Here is a 25,567-nt window from a genome sequence, read left to right as displayed (position 1 = left end):
GAAGTCGGCGCGCCTAACATCGCTGCCATGGCTTCTTCCACCTCCACTCCTTCCGCAGCGATCGCCCGGGCTCCCGGCTTTCGGGGCGACGTCACCCTCATCGGCCTGGTCGGGCTGGGTCACGGCATCAGCCACTTCAGCCAGCTTTTGCTGGCGCCCCTTTTTCCCTGGCTGAAAGACGCTTTCGGCGTGGGTTACCAGGAGCTGGGCTTTGTGTTGACGGTGTTCTTCGTGGTGTCCTGCGCGGTGCAGGCGATGTCCGGTTTCGTGGTCGATCGGTTCAGTCCGCGGCCGGTGCTTTTCGGCGGCCTGGCAATGCTGGGGCTGGGTGCGCTGCTGTATTCGGTGGCGCAGAACTACGGGATGCTGCTGGCCGGCGCGGTGGTCGGCGGTATCGGCAATGGGGTGTTCCATCCGGTCAACTACACGCTGTTCAACCGTCGTGTTGCGCCGACGCGGCTGGGCCATGCCTACAGCGTGCACGGCATCACCGGCAGCCTGGGGTGGGCGCTGGCGCCGGCCTTCGTGGTGCCGCTGGCCGTCGCGTATTCATGGCGGGTGGCGCTGGCTGCGGCGGGCCTTCTGGCCTTCCTGGTGCTGGCGCTGCTGGTGTGGCAGCGCAGCCATCTGGTGCTGGGGCGGAAAGAGGTCCGGCAAGCAACCGGGCAGACGGCCGCCGGTCCGGTGGCGGGCGGTTTCGATTTCCTGCGCATCCCCGCGGTCTGGATGTGCTTCGGATTCTTCTTTTTCTACGCTGCCTCGATGAGTGCGGTGCAGGCCTTCGCGCCCGAAGCCGCCCGCCAGCTGCACGGCGTGCCGGTGGCGCTGGCGGCGATGTGCCTGACCATCTACATGGTGGCTTCGGCCGGCGGCATGGTCGTGGGCGGTTTCCTGGCGTCCGATCCGCAGCGCTGCGAACGTATCGTCGGATCAGGTTTCGGCGCGGCGGCCTGCATGGCGCTGGCCATGGCTTTCCTGGACATGTCCGCCGCGGTGGTCCTGCTGCTGTTCGCGCTGATGGGTTTCGCCGCAGGCACCGCCGGCCCGTCGCGGGATCTGCTGGTGAAACGCTCCACCCCGGAAAATGCCACCGGCCGTGTCTACGGCGTGGTCTATGCCGGGCTTGACATCGGCCAGGCGGTGGCACCGCTGGTCTTCGGCCTGCTGATGGACCGCGGCAACGTGCGCGGCGTGCTGATCGGCATGGCGATGGTGCAGGCCGTGCTGATCGCCAGCGCCTTCAATGTGCGCAAGGCGCGCCGCACGGCGTTGTCAGCCGCCTGACGCAAAGCCCGGCAGCGGTCAGGCGGGCGCCTGCAGCCAGTGCAGGCTGAACAGGCCGTCGTCGTCGACCCAGGCCGGGCCTGCGGTGAACCCCGCCTGTGCCGCCAGTTCACGCAGTCCGTTCACCGTGAACTTGTGCGAGTTCTCGGTGTGGATCGATTCGCCTTCGGGAAGCTCGAACACTTCGCCCGCCAGCCGCACCTTCTGGTCGCGTTTGCTGACCAGGTGCATCTCGATGCGTTTCATCGGCACATTGTAGAACGCGTGGTGCGCGAACTGCGACAGGTCGAAATCGGCACCCAGCTCGCGGTTGGCACGGGCCAACAGGTTCAGGTTGAAGGCGGCGGTGACCTCGTCGCCGTCGTTGTAGGCGGCGTGGAGGGTGGCCGGGTCCTTGACCAGGTCGGCACCCAGCAGCAGCGCGCCGCCGCGCAGCACCTGGGCTGCAAGCTGCAGGAACCGCAGCGCTTCCGCGGGGGTGAAATTGCCGATGGTCGAACCCGGAAAAAACCCGATGCGTTTGCCGGATCCCGCCGCTGGCGCCGGCAGCAGCAGGCGCTGGGTGTAATCGGCCACCACCGGCTGGATCGACAGGGCAGGGTAGTCGCGTTTCAGGGTCGCGGCAGCCGCATTCAGGTGGTCGCCGGAGATGTCGATCGGCAGGTAACCCGACGGGGAATCGAAGGCGTCCAGCAGCAGGCGGATCTTCTGCAATGCACCGGCACCGAACTCCACCACTTCGGCGCGTGGCCCGGCCAGCGTGGCAATGTCCGCCGCATGCCGGGACAGCAGGCCCATCTCGGTGCGGGTGGGGTAGTACTCCGGCAGTTCGCAGATCTGTTCGAACAGTGTCGAGCCGACCACGTCGTAGAAATATTTGGGCGACACATACCGCGGCGATGCTGACAGCCCGGCGACGAGGTCGCGCTCGAAGGCGGAGCCCGAAGCCGGGGGCGAAGGCCGGTGGCCTTCCGGTACCAGTTGAGGAGACGAGGCGGACGGGGCGTGGTGGGGAGGGGTCATCTACGCATCCTTTGCGAGCCGCAGGCCCGAGAATTGCCAGCGCGCTGCCGGCGGAAAGAAGTTGCGATAGGTCGGCCGGGCATGGCCCGCCGGGGTGGCGACACTGCTGCCCCGCAGGATCAGCTGGCCCACCATGAACTTGCCGTTGTATTCGGCTGCCACGCCGGGCAGCGGACGAAAACCGGGATAGGGGTCGTACGACGAACGGGTCCATTGCCACACTTCGCCGGTCATGCCGCGGATGCCCGGCGCGCCGAATGCGGCTTCCCATTCCTGTTCGGTGGGCAGGCGGGCTCCGGCCCATTCGGCATACGCCGCAGCCTCGTAGAAACTCAGTTGCGCCACGGCTGCATCGGCGTCGAGCGGGCGCAGGCCGTGGAGCCCGAACACCTGCCAGCCGGGCACGTTTTCACCATCGCCGTGCCGGACCATTGAAAGGCGTGCGTCGTCCGGCGCCACCCAGTAGGCGGGATGCTGCCAGTCATGGGCCTTCACCGCCGACCATCCGTCGGACAGCCAGAGCGACGCCTTGCGGTAACCGCCGTCCTCGATGAAACGAAGGAAATCACCGCAGGTCACCAGCCGGTCGGCAATGGCATAGGGCCGCAGCAGCACCTGGTGGCGCGGGGTTTCGTTGTCGAAGGCGAAGTCGTCGCCGATTTCCTGTTCGTGAGGCAGGTCGCGGCCGATGTCGACGATGCCGCCCGGCATGGCGATCCAGTGTGGTTCCGGGTCGGCCGCCAGTTTCAGGCGCGCCGGCCCGGCTGCGTGCCAGGCGGGCAGCAAGGGGTTGCAGGACAACAGGTGCAACACGTCGGTGACGATGAGTTCCTGGTGCTGCTGCTCATGGTTGATGCCCAGCAGCAGGATGGGGCGCACGACTTCCCAGGCGGCTTCGTCGCAGCAGGCGATGGCAAGTTCGAGCGCGGCATCCACATGCGCGCGATAGGCCATCACTTCTGCCAGGCCGGGACGGGTGAGCAGGCCACGCTGCGGACGCGGATGGCGCGGGCCGAGCGATTCGTAATAGGAGTTGAAGAGGTAGGCGAACCGGACGTCGAAGGCCGCATAAGGCACACCGCTGCGTGGCAGCAGCACCGTCTCGAAAAACCAGGTGGTGTGGGCCAGGTGCCACTTGACCGGACTGGCGTCCGGCATGGACTGGACGCACTGGTCTTCCCCCGAAAGCATGCTGGCCAACTGCACCGTATCGGCGCGGACGGAAGCCAGCCGCCGGCACCATTCGAGGCGCGGCGCAGATACGTCGATCGAAGCCGGCGAGGGTCGTGCGGTGTCTTGCATGTGGGGTCCGAAACAAAAATGCGAACGACCGGAAGTGTCCCCGGTCGTTCGCAAGTCAGGCTAGCAGCGTCTGTTGAAAACCGTCAGCCGTCTCGACAAGATCACATGCCGAACTTGGTCTTTGCATCTGCCTGGCAGGTGTCCTTGGCGGCACCGGCCATCGAATCGCAACGTTCCTTGGCGGCCTTGTATTCGGCTTCGCGCTTGTCCTTGGATGCGTCCTTGCGTTCGTCGGCGACCTTGGAGGCCGATGCGTCGCCCATTTTGGCGTCGGCTGCCGTCTTTGCGACCTTGGCGTCGGCCTTGGCTGCGACTTGTGCAGCCTTGGCATCCTTCACGCAGACATCCTTGGCATTACCGGTCTGGTCGTCGCACTTTTCCTTGGCGGTGTCGTAGGCGGCGTCGGCCTTGGCGTCACGCACCTTCATGTCGGCCTTGGCTCCCGGCTTGTATCCGGCTTCCAGTTCGGCCTTGGCGACCTTTTCCTTGCCCTTGGCTTCGGACACGCAGATGTCCTTGGCGTTGTCCTTCATCGCGTCACAAGCCTTCTTGTCGGTCTTGTAGGTGGCTTCGATCTGGTCCTTGCCGGCCTTGTGTTCTTCCTTGGTCATGGCGCTGGCGCCGAAGCTGACGAAGGTGGAGGCAATGGCGATGGCGATGAGTGCTTTTTTCATGATGGATGGCTCCTGGATGCTGTATGGAAAACTCGGAATCTTTTTTGGAATTTCTCAGGACTTCTCGAAGAAGAAGCTGGGGTTCTTGTGGTGCCAGTCGGCTACCTGGCGCTCTGCTTCGTCATGCTCGATGGCATGGCGTTCCTTGATGCGTCCGATGAGCTGTTCACGCTTGCCTTCGATGACGTCCAGATCGTCGTCGGTGAGCTTGCCCCACTGCTCTTTCACCTTGCCCTTGAACTGAAGCCAGTTGCCTTGAGTACGTTCGCTGGTCATGGCGATCTCCTTCTTGTTGGTACTGTGTTTTTTTGAGTTCCGGTATGTGTCTGAACCTGCATTCACAACCGTGGTCGGACTCTAGGTCGACGGCACGAAATGGCCGATAGGAAACGCCCCCCAAGGGGTGTAGGCACCGACCTACGGTTTGTGCCATCACTCACTTCGGCACACCTCGCCTTCATTTGACGGCACGGTTCGAACGTCGCCCAACCCGGGTTTGGACGACAAGGGTTCCAGCCTAGGAACTTGTCCTGATGGCAGCGCGCATATCCACTTCCAGAATGCGGCGACACCACCTACATGAGCCGACCGCCCGCATGGACGACGTGATCCTTCAGACGCACCAGCTCAGCAAGACCTTCCGCGGTTTCAGCGCGGTACAGGGCGTCGACCTTTCGGTGCGCCGGGGCAGCATCCATGCCCTCATCGGCCCCAACGGCGCGGGCAAGACCACCTGCTTCAACCTGCTGACCAAGTTCCTGCCGCCGAGCGCCGGCCGCATCGAATTCAACGGACAGGACATCACCGCGCTGCGACCCGCGCAGATCGCGCGGCTGGGCATCATCCGGTCGTTCCAGATCTCGGCGGTGTTTCCGCATCTCACACCGCTCGAGAACGTGCGCCTGGGGCTGCAGCGCAAGCTGGGAACCACCATGCATTTCTGGCGCAGCGAACGTTCGCTGCGCACGCTGGACGGCCGGGCCATGGAACTGCTGGCCGAGGTCGGCCTGGCTGACCTCGCCGAAGCCGACACCGCCGCCATGCCCTACGGCCGCAAACGTGCGCTGGAGATCGCCACCACCCTGGCGATGGAGCCCGAACTGATGCTGCTCGACGAACCCACGCAAGGCATGGGCCATGAAGACGTCGACCGGGTCACCGCGCTCATCCGCAAGGTGGCGGCGGGCCGCACCGTGCTGATGGTGGAACACAACATGAAGGTGGTCTCGACCATCGCCGACCGAATCACCGTGCTGCAACGCGGCCAGGTGCTGGCGGAGGGCAACTACGCCGAGGTGTCGGCCAATCCGCAGGTGATGGAGGCCTATATGGGTACGCCCGACGCCGCGTTGCAGGCCGGGGGGCATTGACATGCTGGTCAGCGCTTCCGATTCGACGCTCGAGAACACGCCCGCCCTGGAAATAAGCGATCTGCAGGCCTGGTACGGCGAATCGCATGTGCTGCACGGTGTCGACATGCTGGTGCAGCCAGGCGAGGTGGTCACCCTGCTGGGGCGCAACGGCGCGGGCCGCACGACCACGCTGCGTTCCATCATGGGACTGGCCGGCCGCCGCACCGGGTCGATCAAGGTGTACGGGCATGAAACCATCGCCATGCCGACCTACCGCATCGCGCATTGCGGCATCGGTTACTGCCCGGAAGAACGCGGCATCTTCGCCAGCCTGACCTGTGAAGAAAACCTGCTGCTGCCGCCGCGCCTCAAAGGCACCGAGCAGACCGGTTCTGGCATGCCGCTGGAAGAGATTTACGACATGTTCCCGAACCTGGCCGAGCGCCGCCACAGCCCGGGCACGCGGCTGTCGGGTGGCGAGCAGCAGATGCTGGCGGTGGCACGCATCCTGCGCACCGGCGCTCGGCTGCTGCTGCTGGACGAGATTTCCGAAGGCCTGGCGCCGGTCATCGTGCAGGCCCTGGCCCGGATGATCGTCACCCTGCGTTCGCGTGGCTACACCATCGTGATGGTCGAGCAGAACTTCCGTTTCGCCGCACCGCTGGCCGACCGTTTCTACGTGATGGAACACGGCCGCATCGCCATGCAGTTCGTGGCCGCCCAGCTCGAGGCCAAGCGCGCCACGCTGGACGCCCTGCTCAACGTCTGAGCGCCATCGACAGAGTCTTTAAAAACCGATCAACAACGAAGGAGACAAGCCATGCAACACCGGGTCCGCACCCTCGTCCTCGCACTCGCCGCCTGCGGCCTGGCGGCCTCGGCCGCGCAGGCCCAGGAAAAGGTCAAGATCGGTTTCGTCACCGACATGTCCAGCCTGTACGCCGACCTCGAAGGCAAGAACGGCGTCACCGCCATCCAGATGGCCATCGACGACTTCGGCGGCAAGGTGCTGGGCCAGCCGATCGAGCTGCTCACCGCCGACCACCAGAACAAGGCCGACATCGCCGCCAGCAAGGCCCGCGAATGGATAGACACGCAGGGCGTGACCATGATCTTCGGCGGCACCAATTCGGGCACCGCCCTGGCCACGGCCAAGGTGGCGCAAGAGAAGAAACGGGTCTACTTCAACAACGGCGCCGGCACATCGGCACTCACCAACGAACAGTGCAGCCCGTACACCGTGCACTACGCGTACGACACCGTGGCGCTGGCCAAGGGCACCGGTTCTGCCGTGGTCGAACGTGGCGGCAAGAGCTGGTTCTTCCTGACGGCCGACTACGCCTTCGGCCATGCCCTGGAAGCCGACACCACGGCCGTGGTCAAGGCGAAGGGCGGCACGGTGGTGGGCGCGGTGCGGCATCCGCTCAACGCCTCCGACTTCTCTTCCTTCCTGCTGCAGGCGCAGAACTCCAAGGCGCAGATCCTGGGCCTGGCGAACGCGGGTGGCGACACCATCAACGCCATCAAGGCGGCGCGTGAATTCGGCATCAACAAGACCATGAAGACTGCCGGCCTGCTGGTGTTCCTGACCGACATCCACAGCCTGGGCCTGAAGAACACCGAAGGCCTGCTGCACACCACCAGCTGGTACTGGGACCGCAACGACGCCAGCCGCCAGTTCGGCCAGCGTTTCTTCGAGAAGACCAAACGCATGCCGACCGACGTGCAGGCCGCCGACTACTCGGCCGTCACCACCTACCTCAAGGCGGTGCAGGCAGCCAAGACCACCGATTCGGACAAGGTCATGGCGCAGCTGAAGAGCATGAAGATCGACGACTTCTACGGCAAGGGCTACATCCGCGAAGACGGCAGTTTCATCCACGACATGTACCTGGTCGAAGCCAAGTCGCCGGCCGAATCCAAGAAGCCGTGGGACTACCTGAAGGTGATCGCGACCTTGCCGGGTGAACAGGTCTTCACCACCAAGGCCGAGACGAAATGCGCCACCTGGAAATGACCAACAGCTGACCGAAATTTCTTCATGAACGTCTCATTGCCAGCCCTTCTCAGTCAGCTCTTGCTGGGCTTGGTCAACGGCTCCTTCTATGCCATGTTGAGCCTGGGGCTGGCCGTGATCTTCGGCCTGCTGGGGGTGATCAACTTCACTCATGGCGCGCTGTTCATGATGGGTGCCCTGTTCGCATGGATGGGCCTCACCTATTTCGAGATCAACTACTGGGTGATGCTCATCGTGGCGCCGATATTGGTGGGCATCTTCGGCATCGTCATCGAACGCCTGCTGCTGCGGCGCATCTACCGGCTCGACCCGCTTTACGGTCTGCTGCTGACGCTCGGGCTGACGCTGCTCATCGAAGGTGTGTTCCGCTCCATTTATGGCGTCTCGGGCCTGGGCTACGACCCGCCGGAACTGCTGGACGGCGCCACCAGCGTGGGTTTCATGATGCTGCCCAACTACCGGGCCTGGGTGGTGGTGGTGTCGATCACCATCTGCCTGGCGACCTGGTTCCTGATCGAGAAGACCAAGCTCGGCGCCTACCTGAGGGCCGGCACCGAGAACCCGCGGCTGGTCGAGGCCTTCGGCATCAACGTGCCCTTGATGGTGACGCTGACCTACGGCTTCGGCGTGGCGCTGGCCGCCTTCGCCGGCGTGCTGGCTGCACCGGTCATCCAGGTGACGCCGTTGATGGGGCAGAACCTGATCATCGTGGTGTTCGCGGTGGTGGTGATCGGCGGCATGGGTTCCATCCTCGGCTCCGTCGTCACCGGCCTGGGGTTGGGTGTCATCGAAGGGCTGACCAAGGTTTTCTACCCCGAGGCATCCTCCACCGTCGTGTTCCTCATCATGGTCGTGGTATTGCTGGTGCGGCCCGCGGGCCTGTTCGGGAAAGAGGCGTGACAAGATGAAAAAGACACTGCCTCTGATCTGCTACGGACTGCTTTTGCTGGCCCTGCTGATGGCGCCCTTCGCCGGTGCGTATCCGGTGTTCGTGATGAAGCTCATGTGCTTCGCCCTGTTCGCCGCGGCCTTCAACCTGCTGCTGGGTTTCACCGGTCTGCTGTCCTTCGGCCATGCCGCGTTTTTCGGCGGTTCGGCCTATGTCACCGGCTATGCGGTCCGGGCCTGGGGCGCAACGCCCGAAATCAGTCTGCTGCTCGGCACGGCGGTGGGCGCCGCGCTGGGCTGGGTGTTCGGCCTGCTGGCCATCCGCCGGCAGGGCATCTATTTCGCCATGATCACGCTGGCACTGGCGCAGATGGTGTTTTTCGCCGCCTTGCAGGCACCGTTCACCGGCGGCGAGGACGGCATGCAGGGCGTGCCCCGCGGCAAGCTGTTCGGGCTGTTCGACCTGTCGGACGACCTGCACATGTACTACCTCACGCTGGCGGTGGTGGTGGCGGCATTCGTGCTCATCGTGCGTACCGTGCATTCGCCTTTCGGCCAGGTGCTGAAGGGCATCAAGGAGAACGAGCCGCGTGCCGTATCGCTGGGTTACGACACCCATCGGTTCAAGCTGCTGGCCTTCGTGCTGTCGGCCGCGTTGTCCGGCCTCGCGGGTTCGCTGAAGACGCTGGTGCTGGGTTTCGCCACGCTGTCCGATGTGCACTGGACGGCGTCGGGCGGCGTGATCCTGATGACCCTCGTCGGTGGCATGGGCACCTTGTCCGGCCCGCTGGTGGGCTCGGCGGTGGTGGTGATGCTCGAGAACAAGCTGGGCGAGATCGGCAACGGCATCGCATCGCTCACCGGCATCGGCTGGTTCGGCACCCTGGGCGAGTCGGTCACCATGGTCACCGGCCTGATCTTCGTCGTCTGCGTACTGGCCTTCCGCCGCGGCATGATGGGCGAGGCGCAGGCGCTGGTGGGCCGCTGGATGCGGCCGCGTAGCCGTCCGGCCCGTGCTGTCCATTCGGCGGGCGCGGCCGGCCAGGATTAGTTGCGGTACTGCGGCTGGAGCTGCAGGCGCGCCGCGTCATGCGCCTGTCGGTGGATCGCCGAACTGTCGGCGACCACCGTAGAGCGCGGCGTGGGAAATACACCCAGCCGCACCGCACTCGGGTTGTGTGCCCGGGCCTCTGCCAGTTCGGCCTTCACCTGTTCACGGGTCTTGCCCTGCACGCTTGGATCCCGTCTGGCGACGTAGCCACGTTCGTCCGAGGTTGGTGTGATGACCTGGTAGGCCATCGCCGGGGCGGCGATGGCGGCCACCGATGCCAGGGTGGCGAGGCTTGCGATGCAACGGATTTTCATGTATTTCCTTTGATGGATGTAGAGAAGACGCCTCACTGTGGCAAGCCGATGCCGTCGTTGCCCGGACATTGCGATTACGAATTTGTCATCTCTCCGCCGGCCTCGGTCGCTAAGCTTTGCGCATGCGAATCCTGGTGATAGAAGACGAACCCAAGCTGGCCGACTACCTGTTGCGCGGCCTGCGTGAAAACGGCCATGTGGCCGATGCCGCCTGCGACGGCGTCGACGGCCTGCACATGGCGCGTTACGGTGAATACGATCTGGTGCTGCTCGATGTGATGCTGCCCGGGCTCGACGGTTTCGGTGTTCTGCACGGCCTGCGCAACGACACCGCCACCCGGGCGCTGCCGGTGATGATGCTCACCGCCCGCGACCGCGTGGAAGACCGGGTGCTGGGCCTGCAGGCCGGTGCCGACGACTACCTGGGCAAACCTTTCGCCTTCACGGAACTGCTGGCGCGGCTGCAGGCGTTGATGCGCCGCGGCCCCGGACTGCGGGCCGATGAAGCCAGCGTGCTGCGCCTGGCCGACCTCGAACTGGACCTGATCCGCCGCCGCGCCTCCAGGGGTACGGCGCGGCTCGACCTCACCGTCAAGGAATTCAGCCTGCTCACCCTGTTGCTGCGACGCCAGGGCGAGGTGCTGTCGCGCACCGTGCTGGCCGAACAGGTCTGGGACATGCATTTCGACAGCGAGACCAACGTGGTCGAGGTGGCGGTGCGGCGGTTGCGCGGCAAACTCGACGAACCTTTTGCCAACCGCCTGCTGCACACGGTGCGCGGCATGGGTTATGTGCTGGAAGACCGGCAGGTGCCGGCACCTCCGCCGATGGCCGGGGTGGCCGCGGCGGCTGGAACACCGCCGTCGGCAAGTTCGGCATGACCGCCGAAACCGGTCGGCCACGCCCCTACGCCCTCGGAACCCGCCTGTCGCGCCTGCTGGCCCTGCAGGCGTTGCTCGGCCTGGGCGCGGTGTGTTTTGTGGTCTATCTGCTGACCGCCTGGGCACTGGCCACCCGCGCCGACGAAGAGATCGCCCGCAAGACCGCCCTGGTTCAGTTGCTGCTGCAACGCTCGGTGCACGAAGGCGACCACGACTTCGGCAGCCTGGGCCGGCAGTTCGACACCTTGTTCCGTGAATACACCGACATCTCGCTGTCGCTGCGCAGCCATGACGGCAGCCTGAGCTACCGCAGCCCGACCGCGCCGGGTTTCGGCGCCGACCAGCTGCGCGAGGCGACGTTCGAACTCGATGCGCCCTGGGTGCCGGGCGGCAAGGCGGACGTGGTGCTGCGCATGGACCAGTCACCCGATGCGGTACTGTTGCGCCGGCTCGCCTGGATCCTGGCTGCGGTGGCGCTGGCCGGCGCGGCCACCGTGGGCGCGGGCGGTTTCTGGCTGGTCCGGCGCGGCCTGGCACCGATGCGCGACCTGGCCATGCAGACCCGCGCCCTGACCGCCGACCGGCTGGACCGAAGGCTTTCCACATCCCGACCGTCCGAGGAAATGCTGCCCTGGATCGACCAGGTCAACGCACTGCTCGGCCGCTTGCAGCAGGCGATGGAACAGGCCGAGGGTTTCAACGCCGACGTGGCGCACGAACTGCGCACGCCGCTCACCATCCTCATCGGCGAAACCGAGCTGACGCTGACCGGCGAGCGTTCGCCCGAGCAGCTGCGGGAGACGCTCGGGTCCAACCTGGAAGAGCTGCGCCGACTGGCGGCCATCGTCGGCGACATGCTGTTCCTGTCGCAGGTCGACCGCGGTGCGGTGGCGCGGCGCGGGCCGCCGTGTTCACTGGCGGCAGAGGTCGCCGCGGTGGCTGAATTCCACGAAGCCGCACTGGAAGAACGCGGGCTCACCGTCGCCATCACCGGCGACCATCGTGGTGCCTACGACGGCGGCCTGATGCGGCGCGCCATCTCCAACCTGCTGGGCAATGCATCGCGTTATGCCGAACCCGGTTCGTGCATTGCGGTGCGCATCGCGGCCTTGCCCGGCGGGTTTTGCGAGCTCACCGTGGCCAACCGGGGCGTGGCCATTCCACCGGCCCAGCAGTCACGTGTATTCGACCGTTTCCACCGGCTGGAAGCCGGGCGCGCGGGCAGCGGCAACGGCCATCATGGACTGGGACTGGCCATCGTCTCGGCGATCCTGCGCATGCATGGCGGCACGGCGCGGGCCGAGTCGCAAGCCGGCATCACATCGGTGGTGCTGCGCTTCTCGGACGGATCTACAGACGCAGCGCCGACTGATAACCGGTGAGTTCGAGGTAACCGCGCCCGACGGCCTGGCCGGCCTCATTGCGCAGTTCCGAAAGGCCTTCCCAATACACCGCGCCGGTGGAATCGCGGCTGTCCAGCTCTTGGTCGTCGAGCAAGGCGTGCAGGCTGAAACTGCCCGCCGGCGTGGTCAGTTTCAACGCCACCGGATAACGCGCGCCGGTGTGCGGGCTGGTCCAGCGGCGCAGCACCTCGAACCTGATGGAATCGGCCGCGAAGCTCTGCAGGTTTCCGCCCGAACGCATCGATCCGCCCGCCCACAGGGCGCTGCCGTCGGCGCGCCGCAAGCGGAACACGGTGAGGGCAAAACCGCTGAAGCCGTTGATGCCCAGCCAGTCCCAGCCAACCGCTTCGGGCGGCAGGAACTCATCGCTCCATTCGTGGTCCAGCCAGGCGGCGTTGCGGTTCTTCACCGGTTCGTCCAGCAGGTAACGTCGGCCGCCGACGGCGATGCCGCCCGATGCCCGCATCTGCGGCACGCTGTAGTAACGGCTGACCTGTTGCGGTTTCGGTCCTTTCTGCGACAGGCCGGCGTGGCCCTGCAGCAGGGGCGGCTGGGTGGCCTGGAGTTCGAGGTCGATGGTGAAGCGGTCCGACACCGCACGCGCCCGGTAGCGGTTGTCGCTGATGCGGCGCAGGGTCCAGGCATCGGCTCCGGTGCCCAGCCGCAGGTCGGTGTCGGCGTCGGCGGCGAAGGCCCGGCCGAAACCGTCTTCGGATGCCGGCAGGCCGGACCACCGGGCGATGCGCTGGTCGTGCACCTGGCGGCCGGCGGCGATGTCGGTGACGGCCGCGTGGGCGAACACCAGGTGGCGCGCTGCGAACGGCGACCGCAGTCCCTGCGTGGTCGGCACGAGGCTGCGGAAGAAGGTGATCTGGTAACCGAAGGCCCGGCTGCCCTGCATGCCGTGGCCGGTGACATACCACCACTCGGTGCGGCTGTCGCGGTGTGCGCCGAAGTCGCGCGGGAACCGCATGGGCTCGGCCATGCCCGCGGCACCGGCCGGCATGGCACCGCCCAGGGCCAGGGCGCCGGCCAGCCAGCTTCGGCGCGACATCGCCGGCATCGGGAAGTGCCGCATCACCAGTCCTCCTTCACCGCCAGAACCGCGTCCCGGCCGGCCGCGGCACCGCCGGCGAAACGTGCCGCCAGCGTGCCGGCGGCCACCACCGCCAGGCCCAGCAATGCCAGCCGGCCGCCGGGCACCAGCAGGTCCATGGTCCAGTGAAAACTCTGCGGGTTGACCACGAACACCAGCACAGCGGCCACCGCCAGGCCCAGCGCCACACCCGCCACCGCGCCGATGGCGGTCCAGGCGGCGCCCTCGACCGCGACCACCGTCAATATCTGGCGACGTGTCAGGCCCAGGTGGGCCAGCAGGCCGAACTCCTTTCGGCGGGCCAGCACCTGGGCACCGAAACTCGCCGCCACGCCGGCCAGGCCGATGCCGACCGCCACCGCCTGCAGCCAGTAGGTGACGGCAAAACTGCGGTCGAATATGCGCAGCGCGGTGGCGCGGAGTTCGGTGCTCGAGGCGATGTCCGGGTCGGTCACGCCGGCGCGTGTCCGGGCCAGGGTTTCGAGCGCCGGGCGCACGGTGCCCAGGTCGGCGCCGGGTGTCAGCCACAAAGCCAGTTCGTTGGAGAGTTCGTCGCCTGACAAACGCCGGTAGGCCTCGCGGTCGATGGCGACGGCGCCGAACTGCCGGGCATAGTCGCGCCATACGCCGGCGACAAAGAAGCGGCCTGGCGTCGCCTGGGGAAACGCCCGGTCGAGTGCGGTGAAGCTGTCCCCGGGATGCGCGCCGTACAACTGCTCGACCGCCTCGCTGACATAGATCGCGATGTGGCCGGCCGGCGCCGCCAGCGGTGGCGCGCGCAGCGGCAGGGCGCGTGACGCCTGGCCGCTGTCGCCGATGTTGCGGGCGATCAGCAGCACCGGCGGGCGGGCCGCCTCCAGCTGCAGGTGCTGCAGGCGCGCCGGCTCGACCCGCGCGATGCCCCCGATTTCGCTCGCCGCCCTGACGAAACCGGCATCGAAGACCAGCGCATCCGAACTGCCTCCGGGCGGCGCCAGCCGCATCATCAGGTCCGCCGGCAGCACCGTGTCCAGCCACTGCGAGACCGAGCCGCGGAAGCTGGCGACCATCACCGTCAGCGCCACCGCCAGCGCCAGCGCCGCCACCACGCCGCCGACCGCCACCGCTGCGGTGCCGCTGAGCCGCCGGGCGCGCTCGACCCCTAGCAGGGACAGCACCTGCCGCGCGGCCAGCGGCTGCAGCCGGTCGAGCAGCAGACCCACCAGCCAGGGCAGGGCGGCGATGCCACCGACCAGCACCAGCGCCACCGAACCATATGCCGCGAGCGGCACGCCGGCGATCGGCGGGGCCAGCGCCAGCAGCCCGCCCGCCAGCAGCATGAGCAGCGCCAGGACCGGATGCCTGGCGGTGTCGGCGCTGGCACCCAGGCCCTTGAGGGCGTGAGCCGGCGGCAGGCGGTCGGCGGCGCGTGCCGGCCACCAGGCGCCGACCAGCGCGGCAGCCACTCCCAGCCCGCCGTAGACCAGGGCGGCCGTCGTGTCGAGCCGCAGCTGCGGTGTGCTGCCAGAAAAATATCCGCCGCCGAGATCGCCGCCCAGCAGGCGCAAGGCCAGGGCCGCAAGCGCCCCGCCGAGCAGCAGGCCGAGCGTGCTGCCGACCATGCCGAGCAGGCCGGCTTCGGCCAGCACCAGCATCCGCCTGCCGCGCGGCGTGACCCCCAGCACCCCCAGCAGGGCGAACTGCGGCGCCCGTTTGGCGACCGACAACGAAGTCATCGAAAACACCAGGTAGGCGCCGGTGAACAGCGCGATCAAGGCCAGCACCGCCAGGTTGACCCGATAGGCACGCGACAGGTCGCCCACCCTGCTGGCGTTGTCGGCGGGCGCGGCCAGGTTGGCGCCGCGGGTGTCGGGCAGGGCGCGCAGCGAGGCCGAAGCGGTGGCGCTGTCCATGCCGGGCGACAGTCGCAGATCGATGCGGCTGAGTCGTCCGGCCAAACCGAGCAGTACCTGCGCGGCGGCGATGTCCATCACCGCCAGCGGTGCGCCTGCGGCGGCGACGGTGCCGGTTAGCCGCAGGACGTGTTCCTTCTGGCCGGCCTGCATCAGCAAGCGCGCGCCGGCCCGTGCCTGCCCGGTCAGGCCCAGGGCTTCGAGCGCAGCGGTGTTGAGGAAAACCGCATCGGGTGCGAACAGGTCCAGCCGGTCGGCGCCGGGCAGGTTGCGTGGCAGCAGCTGCGGCGCGGTGCGGGCGATGCCCAGTGCGTCGGTGCCGATCAGCCGCAGCGGCACCCGCCTGGTTGATTCGCCAGCGGTGGTCCGCATGCTGACGCCGGCTTCCAGCACCGGCACCGCCAGGTCGATGCCCGGCGATGCGGCGATACGGGCAAAACCGGCATCTGGAAAGGTCTCGCGGACGGCGCGCAGCTCCAGGTCGGGCCGGCCGTCGACGGTGCGCGCAGCCTGGGCGAATTCATCCAGCGCCGAAGCGTTGACCAGGTGCACCGCGAAGGCCAGCGCCACGCCCAGCATCACCGCGATCACCGCCACCAGCTGGCGACCCGGGTTGCGACGGATTTCCTGCCAGGAGAAGACGAGGAAAAGGTCGCGCATGGCGGAGCCTCAGTAAATACCGTCGGCCGACAGATGCAGCCGCCGGTCGGCGCGAGCGGCGGCGCTGGCCGAATGGGTGACCAGCACCAGCGCAGCACCGTTCTGCCGCGCTTCGGAGATGAGCAGGTCCATCACCCGCGCCGCCGTTTCGGGGTCCAGGTTGCCGGTGGGTTCGTCGGCCAGCAGCAGGCCGGGCCGGTGGGCCAGGGCGCGGGCGATGGCCACCCGCTGCAGCTGGCCGCCCGAAAGCTGCTGCGGCAGACGGTCCTGCATGTCTTCCAGTCCGACCTGCCGCAGCATCTCGGCAACCCGGCACTGGCGCTCGGCCTGGGGCATGCCGAGCAGCATCAAGGGCATGCCGACGTTCTGCGCCACATCGAGGTGCGGCAGCACATGGAAGGCCTGGAAGACAAAACCGACCTGGGCCCTGCGCCAGAGGGCGCGGGCGGTTTCGTCCAGCCGGTCCAGCACGGTACCGGCGACGGAAACACTGCCTTCGTCCCATTGGTCCAGTCCGGCGAGGCAGTTGAGCAGGGTCGACTTGCCCACGCCGGACTGGCCGACGATTGCGACGAATTCGCCGGGCGCCACATGGAAGTCGACATGTTCGAAGACGGCCGTGCCGCGGTAGCGCTTGGCCAGGCCGGTGACGCTGACGGCTGTGGCAGCGGCGGTGTTCATGCGGGCGGCTGGCGCAGCAGGTGGTCGACGGTGGCAAGCACCCGCGCCGTGGCGTCGGGCGCATCGGCCGGCACCACCGTGCGGCCGGTCAGGCTGCGCAGCCAGGTGAACTGGCGTTTGGCCAGTTGGCGGGTGGCCGCGACGCCGCGTTCTCGCAGATCGGCCATGGCGCAGTCGCTCGGTGCGTCGAGGTATTCCCAGGCCTGTCGGTAACCGACGCAGCGGATGGACGGCAGGTCGGGCGACAGGTCGCCGCGGGCGCGCAGCGTCCGTACTTCTTCCAGGAAACCCGCCGCCAGCATGGCATCGAAACGTTGTGCGATGCGCTGATGCAACCAGCCGCGTTCGGTCGGTTCCAGTGCGATCAGGGTGTCGACGGAAGGCTCGCCCGGCGCGGCGCTGCTGCGCCTGGTGCGGTCGCGCTGGTGGAAGGCGCTGAGCGGCTGGCCGGTGCTGCGCCAAACTTCGAGCGCACGCTGAATGCGCTGGCTGTCGAGCGGTGCCAGGCGCCGCGCGGTGACCGGGTCAACCATGGCCAGTTCGGCGTGCAGGGCGGCCCAGCCACGTTCGGCTGCTTCGGCGTCGATGGCGGCGCGCACTCCGGCGTCGGCCGGCGGCATGGCATCGAGGCCGTCGAACAGGGCCTTGAAATACATCATGGTGCCGCCCACCAGCAGCGGCAGCGCGCCCCGGCTCCGGATGCCGGAAATGCAGCGCGCGGTGTCGGCCACGAAGGCTGCGGCGCTGTAGCTATCGGCCGGGTCGAGGATGTCGATCAGGTGGTGCGGCACGGCGGCCCGCTCGGCGGCGTCGGGCTTGGCGGTGCCGATGTCCATCTGGCGGTAGACCAGCGCCGAATCGACGCTGACGATCTCCACCGGAAACCTTGGTGCCAGATGCGCGGCTATGGCCAGCGCAGCGGCGGTCTTGCCGGATGCTGTGGGGCCCGCCAGCGAGATGACCGGCAGCTTTTGCAGGTCGAGGGAATTACGAAGGAATGGAGAGGAAATCACGTCGCCGGGCATTTGCCGGAGGGTAGCAGACGCCCCCGCCCGGCCCATGGCCGCAGCGCTCAATCGGGTGTTATCTGCGCCAGCGTGGGTGCGGGCACCGGTGCGGCGGCCGGCATGGTGTCGAGCCCGAAAAGCCCGTGCAGCGCCCGGCGGTATTGCGCCTCGCCGACGGCATTGGTGCTGTAGTGCGATCCGCCCTGCACCAGCACGAACTGCTTCGGTCCCTGGGCGGCTTCGTACAGGCGTTTGCCCAGGGCGGCCGGGATCACGCTGTCGTCGGTGCCGTGCACCACCAGCAGCGGTGCGTGGATGCGCTTGACCTTGTCGATGGACTCGAAACGCTGGGTGATCAGCGCCGACAAGGGCAGCCAACCCCACTTGAAGTTGCTCACCACATCGGTGATGTTGGTGAAGGTACCTTCGACGATGACACCGCTGGCGTCGTCCAGGCCGGTCGCCAGGTCGATGGCGATGGCGCCGCCGAGCGAATGGCCGAACACATAACGCGAGCGGTTGGGGAAACGTTTGGCCAGCCATTGCCAGGCGGCCTTGGCGTCTTCGCGGGCGGTGTCTTCCGACGGAAGGGCTTCGCTGCTTTTGCCGAAACCCCGGTAGTCGATGGCCAGAACCGAGAAACCCATTTCCTGCATGCGCCGTATGCGGCCGGCGGAGCCCAGCACGTTCCAGCGGGCGCCGTGCAGGTACAGCAGCACCGGCGGCCCGCCGACCGCGTCGGGCGACGGTGTCGGCACGGTGCGCGGCAGGTTCTCGGGCGTGCTGGCGGGCAGCCAGAGCGCGTGCAGCCGGCCGGGACCGCTCTCGGTGTCGGAATGGAAGTCGATCCAGACGTCCTGCATGTCCGGCGCTTCCTGGACATTGCCCCAGGCGCGGTCGCTGGGCTGGAAGATCCATTCGCGCTGCTTGTAGTCGAGCGTCGAGCAGCCAGCCAATACCGCCATGCCGACGGCAAATGATGCGAGATAGGGGCGAGCCTTGGTCATGGAGGTGATCGACAGCTTTGTGAAGGGGTTGGTTCCCTTCGTTAACGTCCGGGTACACAGTCGGGTAGACAGCGTTTACCGCTAATTTGCAACAGGCCGGATTCACGGGCCAGTTTCAGCGACCGCGCAGGAACAGCCCGTCCAGTTCACGAACCGTGAGCACGCGCCAGGTCGGCCGGCCGTGGTTGCACTGGTCGGAACGCTCGGTGGCTTCCATCTGGCGGAGCAGGGCATTCATCTCTTCGATGGTGAGCCGCCGGTTGGCGCGCACCGCACCGTGGCAGGCCATCGTGCCCAGCAATTCGTTGCGGGCGCGCTGCACCACCGTGCTGGCGTCGTGTTGCCCCAATTCGGCAAGCACACTTCGGGCCAGCTCGACCGCGTCGCCCTGCGCCAGCGAGGTCGGGACTGCCCGCACCGCCAGGGTACGCGCCGAAAACGCCGTGATCTCGAGACCGAGCGTGGCCAGCACCTCGGCGCTGGATTCGACCGTGGCCACCTCTTGAGGCGTGGCTGCGAAAGTGGCCGGGATCAGCAGCGGCTGGCTGGTGATCCGGTCGGCCTCCAGTTGGGTCTTGAGGCGTTCGTAGACGATGCGTTCATGGGCGGCATGCATGTCGATCACCACCAGCCCCTGGGCGTTTTCCGCCAGGATGTAGATGCCCTGCAGCTGCGCCAGCGCACGACCCAGCGGCCAGTCGCCCTCGGGCAGCGGCACGTCGGGCAACGGCTGGGGCGCAACGGCGAAACCCTGGGGCGCCGATGGTTCCTGCACCGAGAGTGCACGCGGTTGCCACAGCGCGCCCAGGTCGGTGACGGCCACGCCGGTCGGCGCAGCATCGAAACGCAGGCCCGACTGGAACTGCGGGCGCGGCGCTGCGGAAGGCATGGCAGCGGCAGTCAGGCCCGGCAGCAGCTGTGCAACGCCGCTGGCGGCGCCGGCCCGTGGCGCAGCCAGCGCGTCTTCCACCGCGTGGCGCACGGCCTGGTGCACTTCGCGGCTATCTCGGAACCGCACCTCGATCTTGGTCGGGTGCACGTTGACGTCGATGCGGGTCGGGTCGACCGACAGGTGCAGGGAATACACCGGCTGGCGGTGGCCGTGCAGCACGTCTTCGTAGGCGCTGCGGGCCGCATGGCCGAGGACCTTGTCGCGTACATAACGGCCATTCACCCAGCAGTACTGCCAGTCGGACCGCGAACGGGCGGCATCGGGCACACCGGCCCGGCCACGCACGGCGATTCCGTTGCGCTCGAAATCGACGGCCACCGAGTTTTCGATGAAATCCTCGCCCAGCACATCGGCAAGCCGGCGGTCATGCGCCGCGGCGTCCAGGCCTTCGCAGCGGCGCCACTGCTCGACGAGCTTGCCTTCGTGCCAGATGGCGAAACCGACATCCGGCCGTGCCAATGCGTGGCGACGAACCGATTCGATGCAATGCGCGAGTTCGGTGGCGTCGGTCTTGAGGAACTTTCGGCGGGCCGGCGTGGCGAAGAACAGTTCACGCACTTCGACCGATGTGCCGATGTTGCGTGCGGCCGGACGCAGTTCGCCACTGCGCCCGTCGAGCAGGAAACCGCTGGCCTGGGACGCGGTCCGGGACAGGAGAGACAACTCGGATACCGAAGAAATGGCGGCCAGCGCCTCGCCCCGGAATCCCATGGTGCCGACCGATTCCAGATCGGACAGGCTGGCGATCTTGCTGGTGGCATGGCGCTTGAGGGCGACCGCCAGTTCCTGGTCGGGAATACCGCCGCCGTCGTCCTCGACCGCGATCAGCCGAACGCCACCGGCCAGCAGGCGGACGGTGATCTGGCGCGCACCGGCGTCCAGAGCGTTGTCGACCAGTTCGCGCACCACCGAGGCCGGCCGCTCCACCACTTCGCCGGCCGCGATCTGGCTGATCAGTTCGTCGGGAAGTTCACGGATGGGGCGTCTGGCGGCAGGCTCGGTCATGGGGACATTTTAGGAGTCGGCTAGAGTTGCCCGCTGCCCCAACCCCAGAGACCTCAGAGTGGAATACCTGCATACCCTGATCGACTTCATCCTGCATGTCGACAAGCACCTCGAAGCGTTCGTCGCCGCCTATGGGCCATGGATCTATGGCCTGTTGTTCGTCATCGTGTTCGTCGAGACCGGGGTGGTGGTGATGCCATTCCTGCCGGGCGATTCGCTGCTGTTCATCACCGGCGCGCTGGCCGGTGCAGGGCTGATGGATCTGCGTATCGCGATGGTGGTGCTGCTGGCGGCCGCCATCCTGGGCGACCAATGCAACTACATGATCGGCCGCAAGCTGGGACCCAGCGTTTTCGGCTGGGAGAATTCGCGATTCTTCAACCGGAACGCCTTCGACCAGGCCCACTCGTTCTATGAAAAGTACGGTGGCGTGGCGGTGATCGCCGCACGTTTCATGCCCTTCATCCGCACCTTCGCCCCTTTCGTGGCCGGTGTGGCTGAAATGAGCCGCGCCCGCTTCACGCTTTTCAACGTGGCGGGCGCGTTCATCTGGGTGGTGGGGCTATGTCTCGCGGGTTACTTCTTCGGCAACCTCGCCTGGGTCAAGGCCAACCTCGAAAAAATCATCTGGGCCCTGATCCTGGTTCCCACCGCCCTGGCGGTCTTCGGGTCCTGGCGCGCGGGGCGCCAGAAGAGGTCGGCCGGTGTTTAAGCCTTAACGGCGTTTGGTGACTTCGTTGCCGACCAGTGCGCCGGCAGCTGCGCCGCCTACTGCACCTGCGGTACCGCCGAACAATGCATGACCGGCAACGCCGCCCAGCACGGCACCGCCGCCGACGCCGAGTTGCTGGTTGGTCGGGCCGCCTGCGCAGCCGCTCAGGCTGACGATGGCGGCTGCTGCGGCGGCGAGGAGAATGTTCGTCTTCATTGGGTACACCTTTGGTTCTGTTGAGAAGTCAGGCTTCTTGAAAACCTGTGAATGCAATGTAGAAAGACATAGCGTTCAAGGCTGTAGGAGCAGGTCCCCGGCACCTGTCGGTTCTCCGACTTTCAGAGCGTCCGGCTGCGTGCCAGCGGTGGGTTGCGGGCAAAGTAGCCGTGGATGCCGACCAGTAGCGCATCGGCCAGCTTGACCTGGTAGGCCGGGTCGCGCAGGCGTTCCTCTTCCTGCGGATTGCTGATGAAGGCGGTCTCGACCAGCACGCTGGGAATGTCGGGCGCCTTCAGCACTGCAAAACCCGCCTGCTCGACGCTGCCCTTGTGCAACCTGCCCAGGCCGCCGATCTGGCGCAGCAGGGCGCTGCCGAGTTTCAGGCTGTCGTTGATCTGCGCGGTGGTGCTCATGTCCAGCATGGCGCGCGCGACGTGCGCGTCCTTGTTGCCGACATTCAGGCCGCCCACCAGGTCGGCGCTGTTTTCCTTGTTGGCCATCCAGCGGGCAGTGGTGCTGCTCGCGCCGCCCTGGCTCAGGGCGAACACGCTGGCGCCGCTGGCGGCAGGCGTGGTGAAGGCGTCGGCATGGATGCTGATGAACAGGTCGGCCTGCACCCGCCGGGCCTTTTCGACCCGCTGACCCAGGGGCACGAAGAAGTCGGCATCGCGGGTGAGAAACGCCCGCATCGGGCTGCCGCCGACGTTGCTGGCGTTGATTCGGTCGCGCAGCAGATGGGCCACCCGAAGCACCACGTCTTTTTCGCGGGTGCCGGCCGGGCCGGTGGCGCCGGGGTCTTCGCCGCCATGGCCGGGATCGATGGCCACGATGATGATGCGGTCGGTACGGGTGCTGCTGGGCAGCGGGGCGCCGGGCACCAGCGGCGCGGGTTGCGGCGCCGCCGCGACGGCCGCCGAAATAGGCGGAAGCGGCAGCACCGGGCGCAGGCCTGGCGAGGTATTGACGGGCGTCTGCGGTGTCGGTTTTTCGGCCTGTCTGGCCATCAGTTCACCCAGCGGGTCGGCCGAAACCGGCGACGAGCCTGCGGGCGCGACCGACTGGGCGTCGCGCAGGCGGTCGGCGATCAGGGTTTCGAGCGGGTCGACCTGCTGGGCCGGATAAAGATCGAACACCAGCCGGTGTTTATAGGCGGCTACCGGCGGCAGGGTGAACACCTGCGGTTGGGCGGGCTGCTTCAGGTCGAGCACCAGCCGCACCACGTTGGGTGCGTTCTGGCCCACACGCACGCCGGCGATGAAGGGGTCGTCGCTCTTCACCTTGGCGACCAGTTCGCGCAGGGCGGGGTCGAGGTCGATGCCCTCGATGTCCACCGCCAGCCGGGGCGGATTGGTGATGAAGATCTGTTTGGTACTGAGTGTGCGGTCCGACTCGATGGTGACGCGGGTGTATTCGGCGGCAGGCCACACCCGGACGGCGAGGATGGATGCGCCGCGTGCGATCTGCGCGGTGCCCAGCAGCAGCAGTACGGTGCCGGCGCGCAGTGCGCCACGGCGGTCGATGGTGCCCGATGCGCGGGTGTTGCGAAGGCGCTTCATGGCCGATCTTCCTGTGGGCTTGCGGCCTGGCGCAGCAGGGCGGCGCCGCGGGCCGAATGCGCGGTCAGCCGGACCTGGCGCGTTTCGTCGGCGTCGCTGGTGATGTGGATGTCGAGGTCGGGAGGCGGCAGCGCGCCTTCGGCTTTTTCGGGCCATTCGGCGATCTTCAGGCCGGTGCCGGCGAAGATGTCCCGAAAGCCCGCGTCTTCCCACTCGCGTGGGTCGTCGAAACGATAGAAGTCGAAATGCCAGGCCGGCCAGTTGCCTTCGGCTGCGACGGCTTCATGCGGCTCGACGACGGCGTAGGTGGGGCTCTTGATGCGCCCCTGCACGCCCAGCGAGCGCAGCAGGTGGCGCACGAAGGTCGTCTTGCCCGCGCCCAGGTCGCCGTGCAGGGCGATGAAGGCGTTGCGCAGTTCAGGGGCCGCCGCCAGGCGGGCGGCAAAAGCCAGGGTGGCGTCTTCGTCGGGCCAGGCCAGCGAAGCGCTTCCTACAATCCCGGGGTGATCAGCAGCAGTCAACTCGTCTCTCGGATTCAGGGGTGGGCACGCGAAATGGGATTCTCCCAAATCGGCGTGACCGGTGTCGACCTGCGTTCGTCCGAGCAAGGTTTGCTCGACTGGCTGGCCGAGGGTTTTCACGGCGACATGCACTATATGGCTTCGCACGGCTTGCGCCGGGCACGCCCGGCCGAGCTGGTACCGGGTACCGTGAGTGTCCTGACGGCCCGCATGGACTACCTGCCGCGGGATACACCAACGGGCTGGCAGGGGCATGAATTCGCCCGGCTCGAGCGGCCCGGCGAGGGCATCGTTTCGGTCTATGCACGGGGCCGGGATTATCACAAGGTGTTACGTAGCCGCTTGCAAAGACTGGCCGAACGTATCGGTGAAGAAGTCGGCCCGCTGGGCCACCGGGTGTTCACCGATTCGGCGCCGGTGCTGGAGGCCGAACTGGCATCCCGCAGCGGCCAGGGCTGGCGCGGCAAACACACGCTGGTGCTCGACCGGGCCGGCGGCTCGATGTTCTTCCTGGGCGAGATCTACCTGGATCTGGCGCTGCCGCCGACCGAACCGGTGAGCGCGCATTGCGGCAATTGCACCGCCTGCATGGCCATCTGTCCGACCCAGGCGATCGTGGCGCCGGGCCGGCTGGATGCGCGGCGTTGCATCTCGTACCTGACCATCGAACACGCCGGGCCGATCCCGCTCGAATTGCGGCCGCTCATCGGCAATCGCATCTACGGTTGTGACGATTGCCAGCTGGCCTGCCCGTGGAACAAGTTCGCCAGGCCATCGACGCTGGCAGACTTCGATGCCCGCCCGGGCCTGTTCGGCCAGCCGATGACGGCGCTGATGGCGTGGAGCGAAGAAGAGTTCCTGCGCCGCACCGAAGGCGGCCCGATCCGCCGTATCGGCCATGCGCGCTGGCTGCGCAACCTGGCCGTAGGCATGGGCAATGCGTTGCGTTCACCAGCGCTGTCCATGTCCGAGCGGACCGCCATGCAGGCAGCCCTGCGGATGCGCCTGGCCAATCCCGACGTGGTGGTGCAGGAACATGTGGCCTGGGCGCTGGACCAGTGCGTTACACAAAACGCAGCAGCGACAGCGCGAACGGCAGGCTGAAGACACCGGCCACGGTCGACAGGGTCACCAGGCCGGCCACATACGGACCGTTGTAGCCCATGCGCGCGGCGAGCACATAACAGCTGGATGCAGTCGGCAGAGCCGAGAACATCAGCAGCACCGTCGCCTGCGTCTGGCCCAGGTGCAGCAGATGCGCGAACCCCAGTGCGGCCAAGGGCGACACCAGGTGGCGGATACACAGCATGCAGGCGGCCAGCGTCAGGCCGCCGGACATGGCGGCGAACTGCATGCCGGCGCCTGCGCACAGCAGGCCCAATGCCAGCGATGCGGCACCGACGCGCGAGACGGCCGGCGCCACGATTTCCGGGATGCTGAACCCCGACAGGTTGAAGGCCAGCGCCAGGCATGTCGCGATGATCAACGGATTGCGTGCCAGCGATGCCAGCACGCCATGCCCGCCCTGGCGAGCCATCGGCCACACCGCGGCCGCGTTGTAGATGGGCACCCCGACGCCGATCAGCACGGCGATGGCCTGGCCGCCGGCCGGGCCGGCCAGGCGTTCGGCGAGGGCCAGCGCGATGTACGAATTGAAGCGGAATGCCACCTGTGCGCTGGCCGCCGCATCACGCCGGTCGACCCGGTTGCGCAGCCCCGGCAGCAGGGGAACGGCATACGCGAGGGCGATGCCCACCGCGCCCGTCAGCACGCCGGCCGCGACCATGTCGGAAGCCGCACGAAGCTCCAGCGGACTCTTGGCGATCGACTGGAACAGCAGCACCGGAAAAAGGAAGTAATAGACCAGGATTTCCGCCTGCTGCCACACCGGCCGGCCCAGCGAAGTGAAACGGCAGAGCAGGTAGCCGCAGAGGATCAGGGAGAAGTCGGGGAAGAGCAGTTGCGCGTAATTCACGCGGGCGAGAATAGCAGCGCCGAAATCGCGGGTTATCCATGAGCATGAGGCATGTTTGCGAGGGCTTCGCAGCAGATATTCCGGGCTAGCATGCT

The 25,567-nt window shown here is 67.1% G+C and carries 25 protein-coding genes; 10 read left to right on the top strand and 15 right to left on the bottom strand.

From position 1 onward, the window contains the following. Window positions 1–27 precede the first annotated feature (27 nt). On the top strand, window positions 28–1,284 hold the full coding sequence (locus AC3ANW_RS15585) for an MFS transporter (protein WP_488341759.1): 1,257 nt from the start codon (window positions 28–30) through the stop codon (window positions 1,282–1,284). An 18-nt stretch (window positions 1,285–1,302) separates the two neighbouring features. Here the strand turns inward: AC3ANW_RS15585 and egtD are convergent, their stop codons facing one another. The 4 genes from egtD to AC3ANW_RS15565 all read right to left on the bottom strand — a co-directional run bounded on the left by egtD (window position 1,303) and on the right by AC3ANW_RS15565 (window position 4,559). Next, on the bottom strand, window positions 1,303–2,307 hold the full coding sequence (egtD, locus tag AC3ANW_RS15580) for an L-histidine N(alpha)-methyltransferase (RefSeq protein WP_488341758.1): 1,005 nt from the start codon (window positions 2,305–2,307) through the stop codon (window positions 1,303–1,305). After that, window positions 2,308–3,609, bottom strand: a complete 1,302-nt coding sequence (egtB, locus tag AC3ANW_RS15575; RefSeq protein ID WP_488341757.1) for an ergothioneine biosynthesis protein EgtB — start codon at window positions 3,607–3,609, stop codon at window positions 2,308–2,310. 101 nt (window positions 3,610–3,710) lie between these two features. Beyond that, a complete protein-coding gene (locus AC3ANW_RS15570) occupies window positions 3,711–4,283 on the bottom strand; it encodes a hypothetical protein (RefSeq protein ID WP_488341756.1) in 573 nt (190 codons plus the stop codon). 54 nt (window positions 4,284–4,337) lie between these two features. Next, window positions 4,338–4,559: a CsbD family protein gene (locus AC3ANW_RS15565; RefSeq protein WP_488341755.1), complete on the bottom strand. Its 222-nt coding sequence runs from the start codon at window positions 4,557–4,559 to the stop codon at window positions 4,338–4,340. A 320-nt stretch (window positions 4,560–4,879) separates the two neighbouring features. Here AC3ANW_RS15565 and AC3ANW_RS15560 point away from each other — a divergent pair, with 320 nt between their 5' ends. From AC3ANW_RS15560 to AC3ANW_RS15540, 5 genes are read left to right on the top strand one after another with little or no spacing between them, the layout of a single operon-like run. Continuing rightward, window positions 4,880–5,653 (top strand): ABC transporter ATP-binding protein, encoded by a 774-nt coding sequence (locus tag AC3ANW_RS15560; RefSeq protein WP_488341754.1) that lies wholly within the window; start codon window positions 4,880–4,882, stop codon window positions 5,651–5,653. A gap of 1 nt (window position 5,654) precedes the next feature. Continuing rightward, the gene (locus tag AC3ANW_RS15555) at window positions 5,655–6,404 is read left to right on the top strand and encodes an ABC transporter ATP-binding protein (protein ID WP_488341753.1); all 750 of its coding nucleotides are present in this window, start codon (window positions 5,655–5,657) and stop codon (window positions 6,402–6,404) included. Window positions 6,405–6,455: 51 nt separating this feature from the next. Continuing rightward, a complete protein-coding gene (locus tag AC3ANW_RS15550; protein ID WP_488341752.1) occupies window positions 6,456–7,652 on the top strand; it encodes an ABC transporter substrate-binding protein in 1,197 nt (398 codons plus the stop codon). Between the two features lie 24 nt (window positions 7,653–7,676). After that, the gene (locus AC3ANW_RS15545; protein WP_488341751.1) at window positions 7,677–8,552 is read left to right on the top strand and encodes a branched-chain amino acid ABC transporter permease; all 876 of its coding nucleotides are present in this window, start codon (window positions 7,677–7,679) and stop codon (window positions 8,550–8,552) included. Window positions 8,553–8,556: 4 nt separating this feature from the next. After that, window positions 8,557–9,591, top strand: coding sequence for a branched-chain amino acid ABC transporter permease (locus AC3ANW_RS15540; RefSeq protein WP_488341750.1), 1,035 nt, complete (start codon window positions 8,557–8,559; stop codon window positions 9,589–9,591). On the opposite strand, the gene AC3ANW_RS15535 is transcribed toward AC3ANW_RS15540, so the two are convergent. Continuing rightward, window positions 9,588–9,905 carry a DUF4148 domain-containing protein gene (locus tag AC3ANW_RS15535; RefSeq protein ID WP_488341749.1) on the bottom strand — a complete coding sequence of 106 codons (318 nt, stop codon included), beginning with the start codon at window positions 9,903–9,905 and terminating at the stop codon, window positions 9,588–9,590. The two genes, AC3ANW_RS15540 and AC3ANW_RS15535, sit on opposite strands and share 4 nt — an antisense overlap. A 122-nt stretch (window positions 9,906–10,027) precedes the next feature. Here AC3ANW_RS15535 and AC3ANW_RS15530 point away from each other — a divergent pair, with 122 nt between their 5' ends. Beyond that, on the top strand, window positions 10,028–10,786 hold the full coding sequence (locus AC3ANW_RS15530) for a heavy metal response regulator transcription factor (RefSeq protein WP_488341748.1): 759 nt from the start codon (window positions 10,028–10,030) through the stop codon (window positions 10,784–10,786). Continuing rightward, window positions 10,783–12,168, top strand: a complete 1,386-nt coding sequence (locus tag AC3ANW_RS15525; protein ID WP_488341747.1) for a heavy metal sensor histidine kinase — start codon at window positions 10,783–10,785, stop codon at window positions 12,166–12,168. Before AC3ANW_RS15530 ends, AC3ANW_RS15525 begins: the two co-directional genes overlap by 4 nt. On the opposite strand, the gene AC3ANW_RS15520 is transcribed toward AC3ANW_RS15525, so the two are convergent. From AC3ANW_RS15520 to mutL, 6 genes are all read right to left on the bottom strand, one after another. After that, on the bottom strand, window positions 12,137–13,267 hold the full coding sequence (locus AC3ANW_RS15520) for a lipocalin-like domain-containing protein (protein ID WP_488341746.1): 1,131 nt from the start codon (window positions 13,265–13,267) through the stop codon (window positions 12,137–12,139). The two genes, AC3ANW_RS15525 and AC3ANW_RS15520, sit on opposite strands and share 32 nt — an antisense overlap. Next, window positions 13,267–15,837 carry an ABC transporter permease gene (locus tag AC3ANW_RS15515; RefSeq protein WP_488341745.1) on the bottom strand — a complete coding sequence of 857 codons (2,571 nt, stop codon included), beginning with the start codon at window positions 15,835–15,837 and terminating at the stop codon, window positions 13,267–13,269. Before AC3ANW_RS15515 ends, AC3ANW_RS15520 begins: the two co-directional genes overlap by 1 nt. A 9-nt stretch (window positions 15,838–15,846) precedes the next feature. Next, window positions 15,847–16,518, bottom strand: coding sequence for an ABC transporter ATP-binding protein (locus AC3ANW_RS15510; protein WP_488341744.1), 672 nt, complete (start codon window positions 16,516–16,518; stop codon window positions 15,847–15,849). After that, window positions 16,515–17,531 carry a tRNA (adenosine(37)-N6)-dimethylallyltransferase MiaA gene (miaA, locus tag AC3ANW_RS15505; RefSeq protein ID WP_488341743.1) on the bottom strand — a complete coding sequence of 339 codons (1,017 nt, stop codon included), beginning with the start codon at window positions 17,529–17,531 and terminating at the stop codon, window positions 16,515–16,517. Before miaA ends, AC3ANW_RS15510 begins: the two co-directional genes overlap by 4 nt. Before the next feature lie 59 nt (window positions 17,532–17,590). Continuing rightward, on the bottom strand, window positions 17,591–18,532 hold the full coding sequence (locus AC3ANW_RS15500; RefSeq protein ID WP_488341742.1) for an alpha/beta hydrolase: 942 nt from the start codon (window positions 18,530–18,532) through the stop codon (window positions 17,591–17,593). Window positions 18,533–18,647: 115 nt separating this feature from the next. Continuing rightward, window positions 18,648–20,489, bottom strand: a complete 1,842-nt coding sequence (mutL, locus tag AC3ANW_RS15495) for a DNA mismatch repair endonuclease MutL (RefSeq protein WP_488341741.1) — start codon at window positions 20,487–20,489, stop codon at window positions 18,648–18,650. Window positions 20,490–20,547: 58 nt separating this feature from the next. Between mutL and AC3ANW_RS15490 the strand changes: the two genes are divergently transcribed. Then, on the top strand, window positions 20,548–21,201 hold the full coding sequence (locus AC3ANW_RS15490) for a DedA family protein (protein ID WP_488341740.1): 654 nt from the start codon (window positions 20,548–20,550) through the stop codon (window positions 21,199–21,201). Window positions 21,202–21,204: 3 nt separating this feature from the next. Here AC3ANW_RS15490 and AC3ANW_RS15485 read toward each other — a convergent pair whose 3' ends face one another. From AC3ANW_RS15485 to tsaE, 3 genes are all read right to left on the bottom strand, one after another. Continuing rightward, window positions 21,205–21,417 (bottom strand): glycine zipper 2TM domain-containing protein, encoded by a 213-nt coding sequence (locus AC3ANW_RS15485; RefSeq protein WP_488341739.1) that lies wholly within the window; start codon window positions 21,415–21,417, stop codon window positions 21,205–21,207. 122 nt (window positions 21,418–21,539) lie between these two features. Next, window positions 21,540–22,976: an N-acetylmuramoyl-L-alanine amidase gene (locus AC3ANW_RS15480; protein ID WP_488341738.1), complete on the bottom strand. Its 1,437-nt coding sequence runs from the start codon at window positions 22,974–22,976 to the stop codon at window positions 21,540–21,542. After that, window positions 22,973–23,497: a tRNA (adenosine(37)-N6)-threonylcarbamoyltransferase complex ATPase subunit type 1 TsaE gene (gene tsaE / locus AC3ANW_RS15475; RefSeq protein ID WP_488341737.1), complete on the bottom strand. Its 525-nt coding sequence runs from the start codon at window positions 23,495–23,497 to the stop codon at window positions 22,973–22,975. The genes AC3ANW_RS15480 and tsaE overlap by 4 nt, the downstream gene beginning before the upstream one ends. Between tsaE and queG the strand changes: the two genes are divergently transcribed. After that, the gene (gene queG, locus AC3ANW_RS15470) at window positions 23,480–24,601 is read left to right on the top strand and encodes a tRNA epoxyqueuosine(34) reductase QueG (protein ID WP_488341736.1); all 1,122 of its coding nucleotides are present in this window, start codon (window positions 23,480–23,482) and stop codon (window positions 24,599–24,601) included. The two genes, tsaE and queG, sit on opposite strands and share 18 nt — an antisense overlap. Here queG and AC3ANW_RS15465 read toward each other — a convergent pair. Continuing rightward, on the bottom strand, window positions 24,561–25,472 hold the full coding sequence (locus tag AC3ANW_RS15465; protein ID WP_488341735.1) for an AEC family transporter: 912 nt from the start codon (window positions 25,470–25,472) through the stop codon (window positions 24,561–24,563). The genes queG and AC3ANW_RS15465 overlap by 41 nt on opposite strands. Window positions 25,473–25,567: the final 95 nt, after the last annotated feature.

Source organism: Xylophilus sp. PBN-3R, assembly GCF_057747805.1.
The sequence above is the reverse complement of the archived record's forward strand: the minus strand, read 5'-3'. Positions and strand labels throughout refer to the sequence as shown.

Bases quoted from the DNA above. Each gene is read 5' to 3' on its own strand.
- mutL (WP_488341741.1), bottom strand. From the start codon at position 20,489: ATGACCGAGCCTGCCGCCAGACGCCCCATCCGTGAACTTCCCGACGAA.
- AC3ANW_RS15525 (WP_488341747.1), top strand. From the start codon at position 10,783: ATGACCGCCGAAACCGGTCGGCCACGCCCCTACGCCCTCGGAACCCGC.
- AC3ANW_RS15530 (WP_488341748.1), top strand. From the start codon at position 10,028: ATGCGAATCCTGGTGATAGAAGACGAACCCAAGCTGGCCGACTACCTG.
- AC3ANW_RS15500 (WP_488341742.1), bottom strand. From the start codon at position 18,532: ATGACCAAGGCTCGCCCCTATCTCGCATCATTTGCCGTCGGCATGGCG.
- AC3ANW_RS15535 (WP_488341749.1), bottom strand. From the start codon at position 9,905: ATGAAAATCCGTTGCATCGCAAGCCTCGCCACCCTGGCATCGGTGGCC.
- AC3ANW_RS15585 (WP_488341759.1), top strand. From the start codon at position 28: ATGGCTTCTTCCACCTCCACTCCTTCCGCAGCGATCGCCCGGGCTCCC.
- AC3ANW_RS15540 (WP_488341750.1), top strand. From the start codon at position 8,557: ATGAAAAAGACACTGCCTCTGATCTGCTACGGACTGCTTTTGCTGGCC.
- AC3ANW_RS15485 (WP_488341739.1), bottom strand. From the start codon at position 21,417: ATGAAGACGAACATTCTCCTCGCCGCCGCAGCAGCCGCCATCGTCAGC.
- AC3ANW_RS15560 (WP_488341754.1), top strand. From the start codon at position 4,880: ATGGACGACGTGATCCTTCAGACGCACCAGCTCAGCAAGACCTTCCGC.
- AC3ANW_RS15480 (WP_488341738.1), bottom strand. From the start codon at position 22,976: ATGAAGCGCCTTCGCAACACCCGCGCATCGGGCACCATCGACCGCCGT.
- AC3ANW_RS15510 (WP_488341744.1), bottom strand. From the start codon at position 16,518: ATGAACACCGCCGCTGCCACAGCCGTCAGCGTCACCGGCCTGGCCAAG.
- AC3ANW_RS15565 (WP_488341755.1), bottom strand. From the start codon at position 4,559: ATGACCAGCGAACGTACTCAAGGCAACTGGCTTCAGTTCAAGGGCAAG.
- AC3ANW_RS15570 (WP_488341756.1), bottom strand. From the start codon at position 4,283: ATGAAAAAAGCACTCATCGCCATCGCCATTGCCTCCACCTTCGTCAGC.
- egtB (WP_488341757.1), bottom strand. From the start codon at position 3,609: ATGCAAGACACCGCACGACCCTCGCCGGCTTCGATCGACGTATCTGCG.
- AC3ANW_RS15555 (WP_488341753.1), top strand. From the start codon at position 5,655: ATGCTGGTCAGCGCTTCCGATTCGACGCTCGAGAACACGCCCGCCCTG.
- AC3ANW_RS15515 (WP_488341745.1), bottom strand. From the start codon at position 15,837: ATGCGCGACCTTTTCCTCGTCTTCTCCTGGCAGGAAATCCGTCGCAAC.
- AC3ANW_RS15550 (WP_488341752.1), top strand. From the start codon at position 6,456: ATGCAACACCGGGTCCGCACCCTCGTCCTCGCACTCGCCGCCTGCGGC.
- egtD (WP_488341758.1), bottom strand. From the start codon at position 2,307: ATGACCCCTCCCCACCACGCCCCGTCCGCCTCGTCTCCTCAACTGGTA.
- AC3ANW_RS15520 (WP_488341746.1), bottom strand. From the start codon at position 13,267: ATGCGGCACTTCCCGATGCCGGCGATGTCGCGCCGAAGCTGGCTGGCC.
- AC3ANW_RS15545 (WP_488341751.1), top strand. From the start codon at position 7,677: ATGAACGTCTCATTGCCAGCCCTTCTCAGTCAGCTCTTGCTGGGCTTG.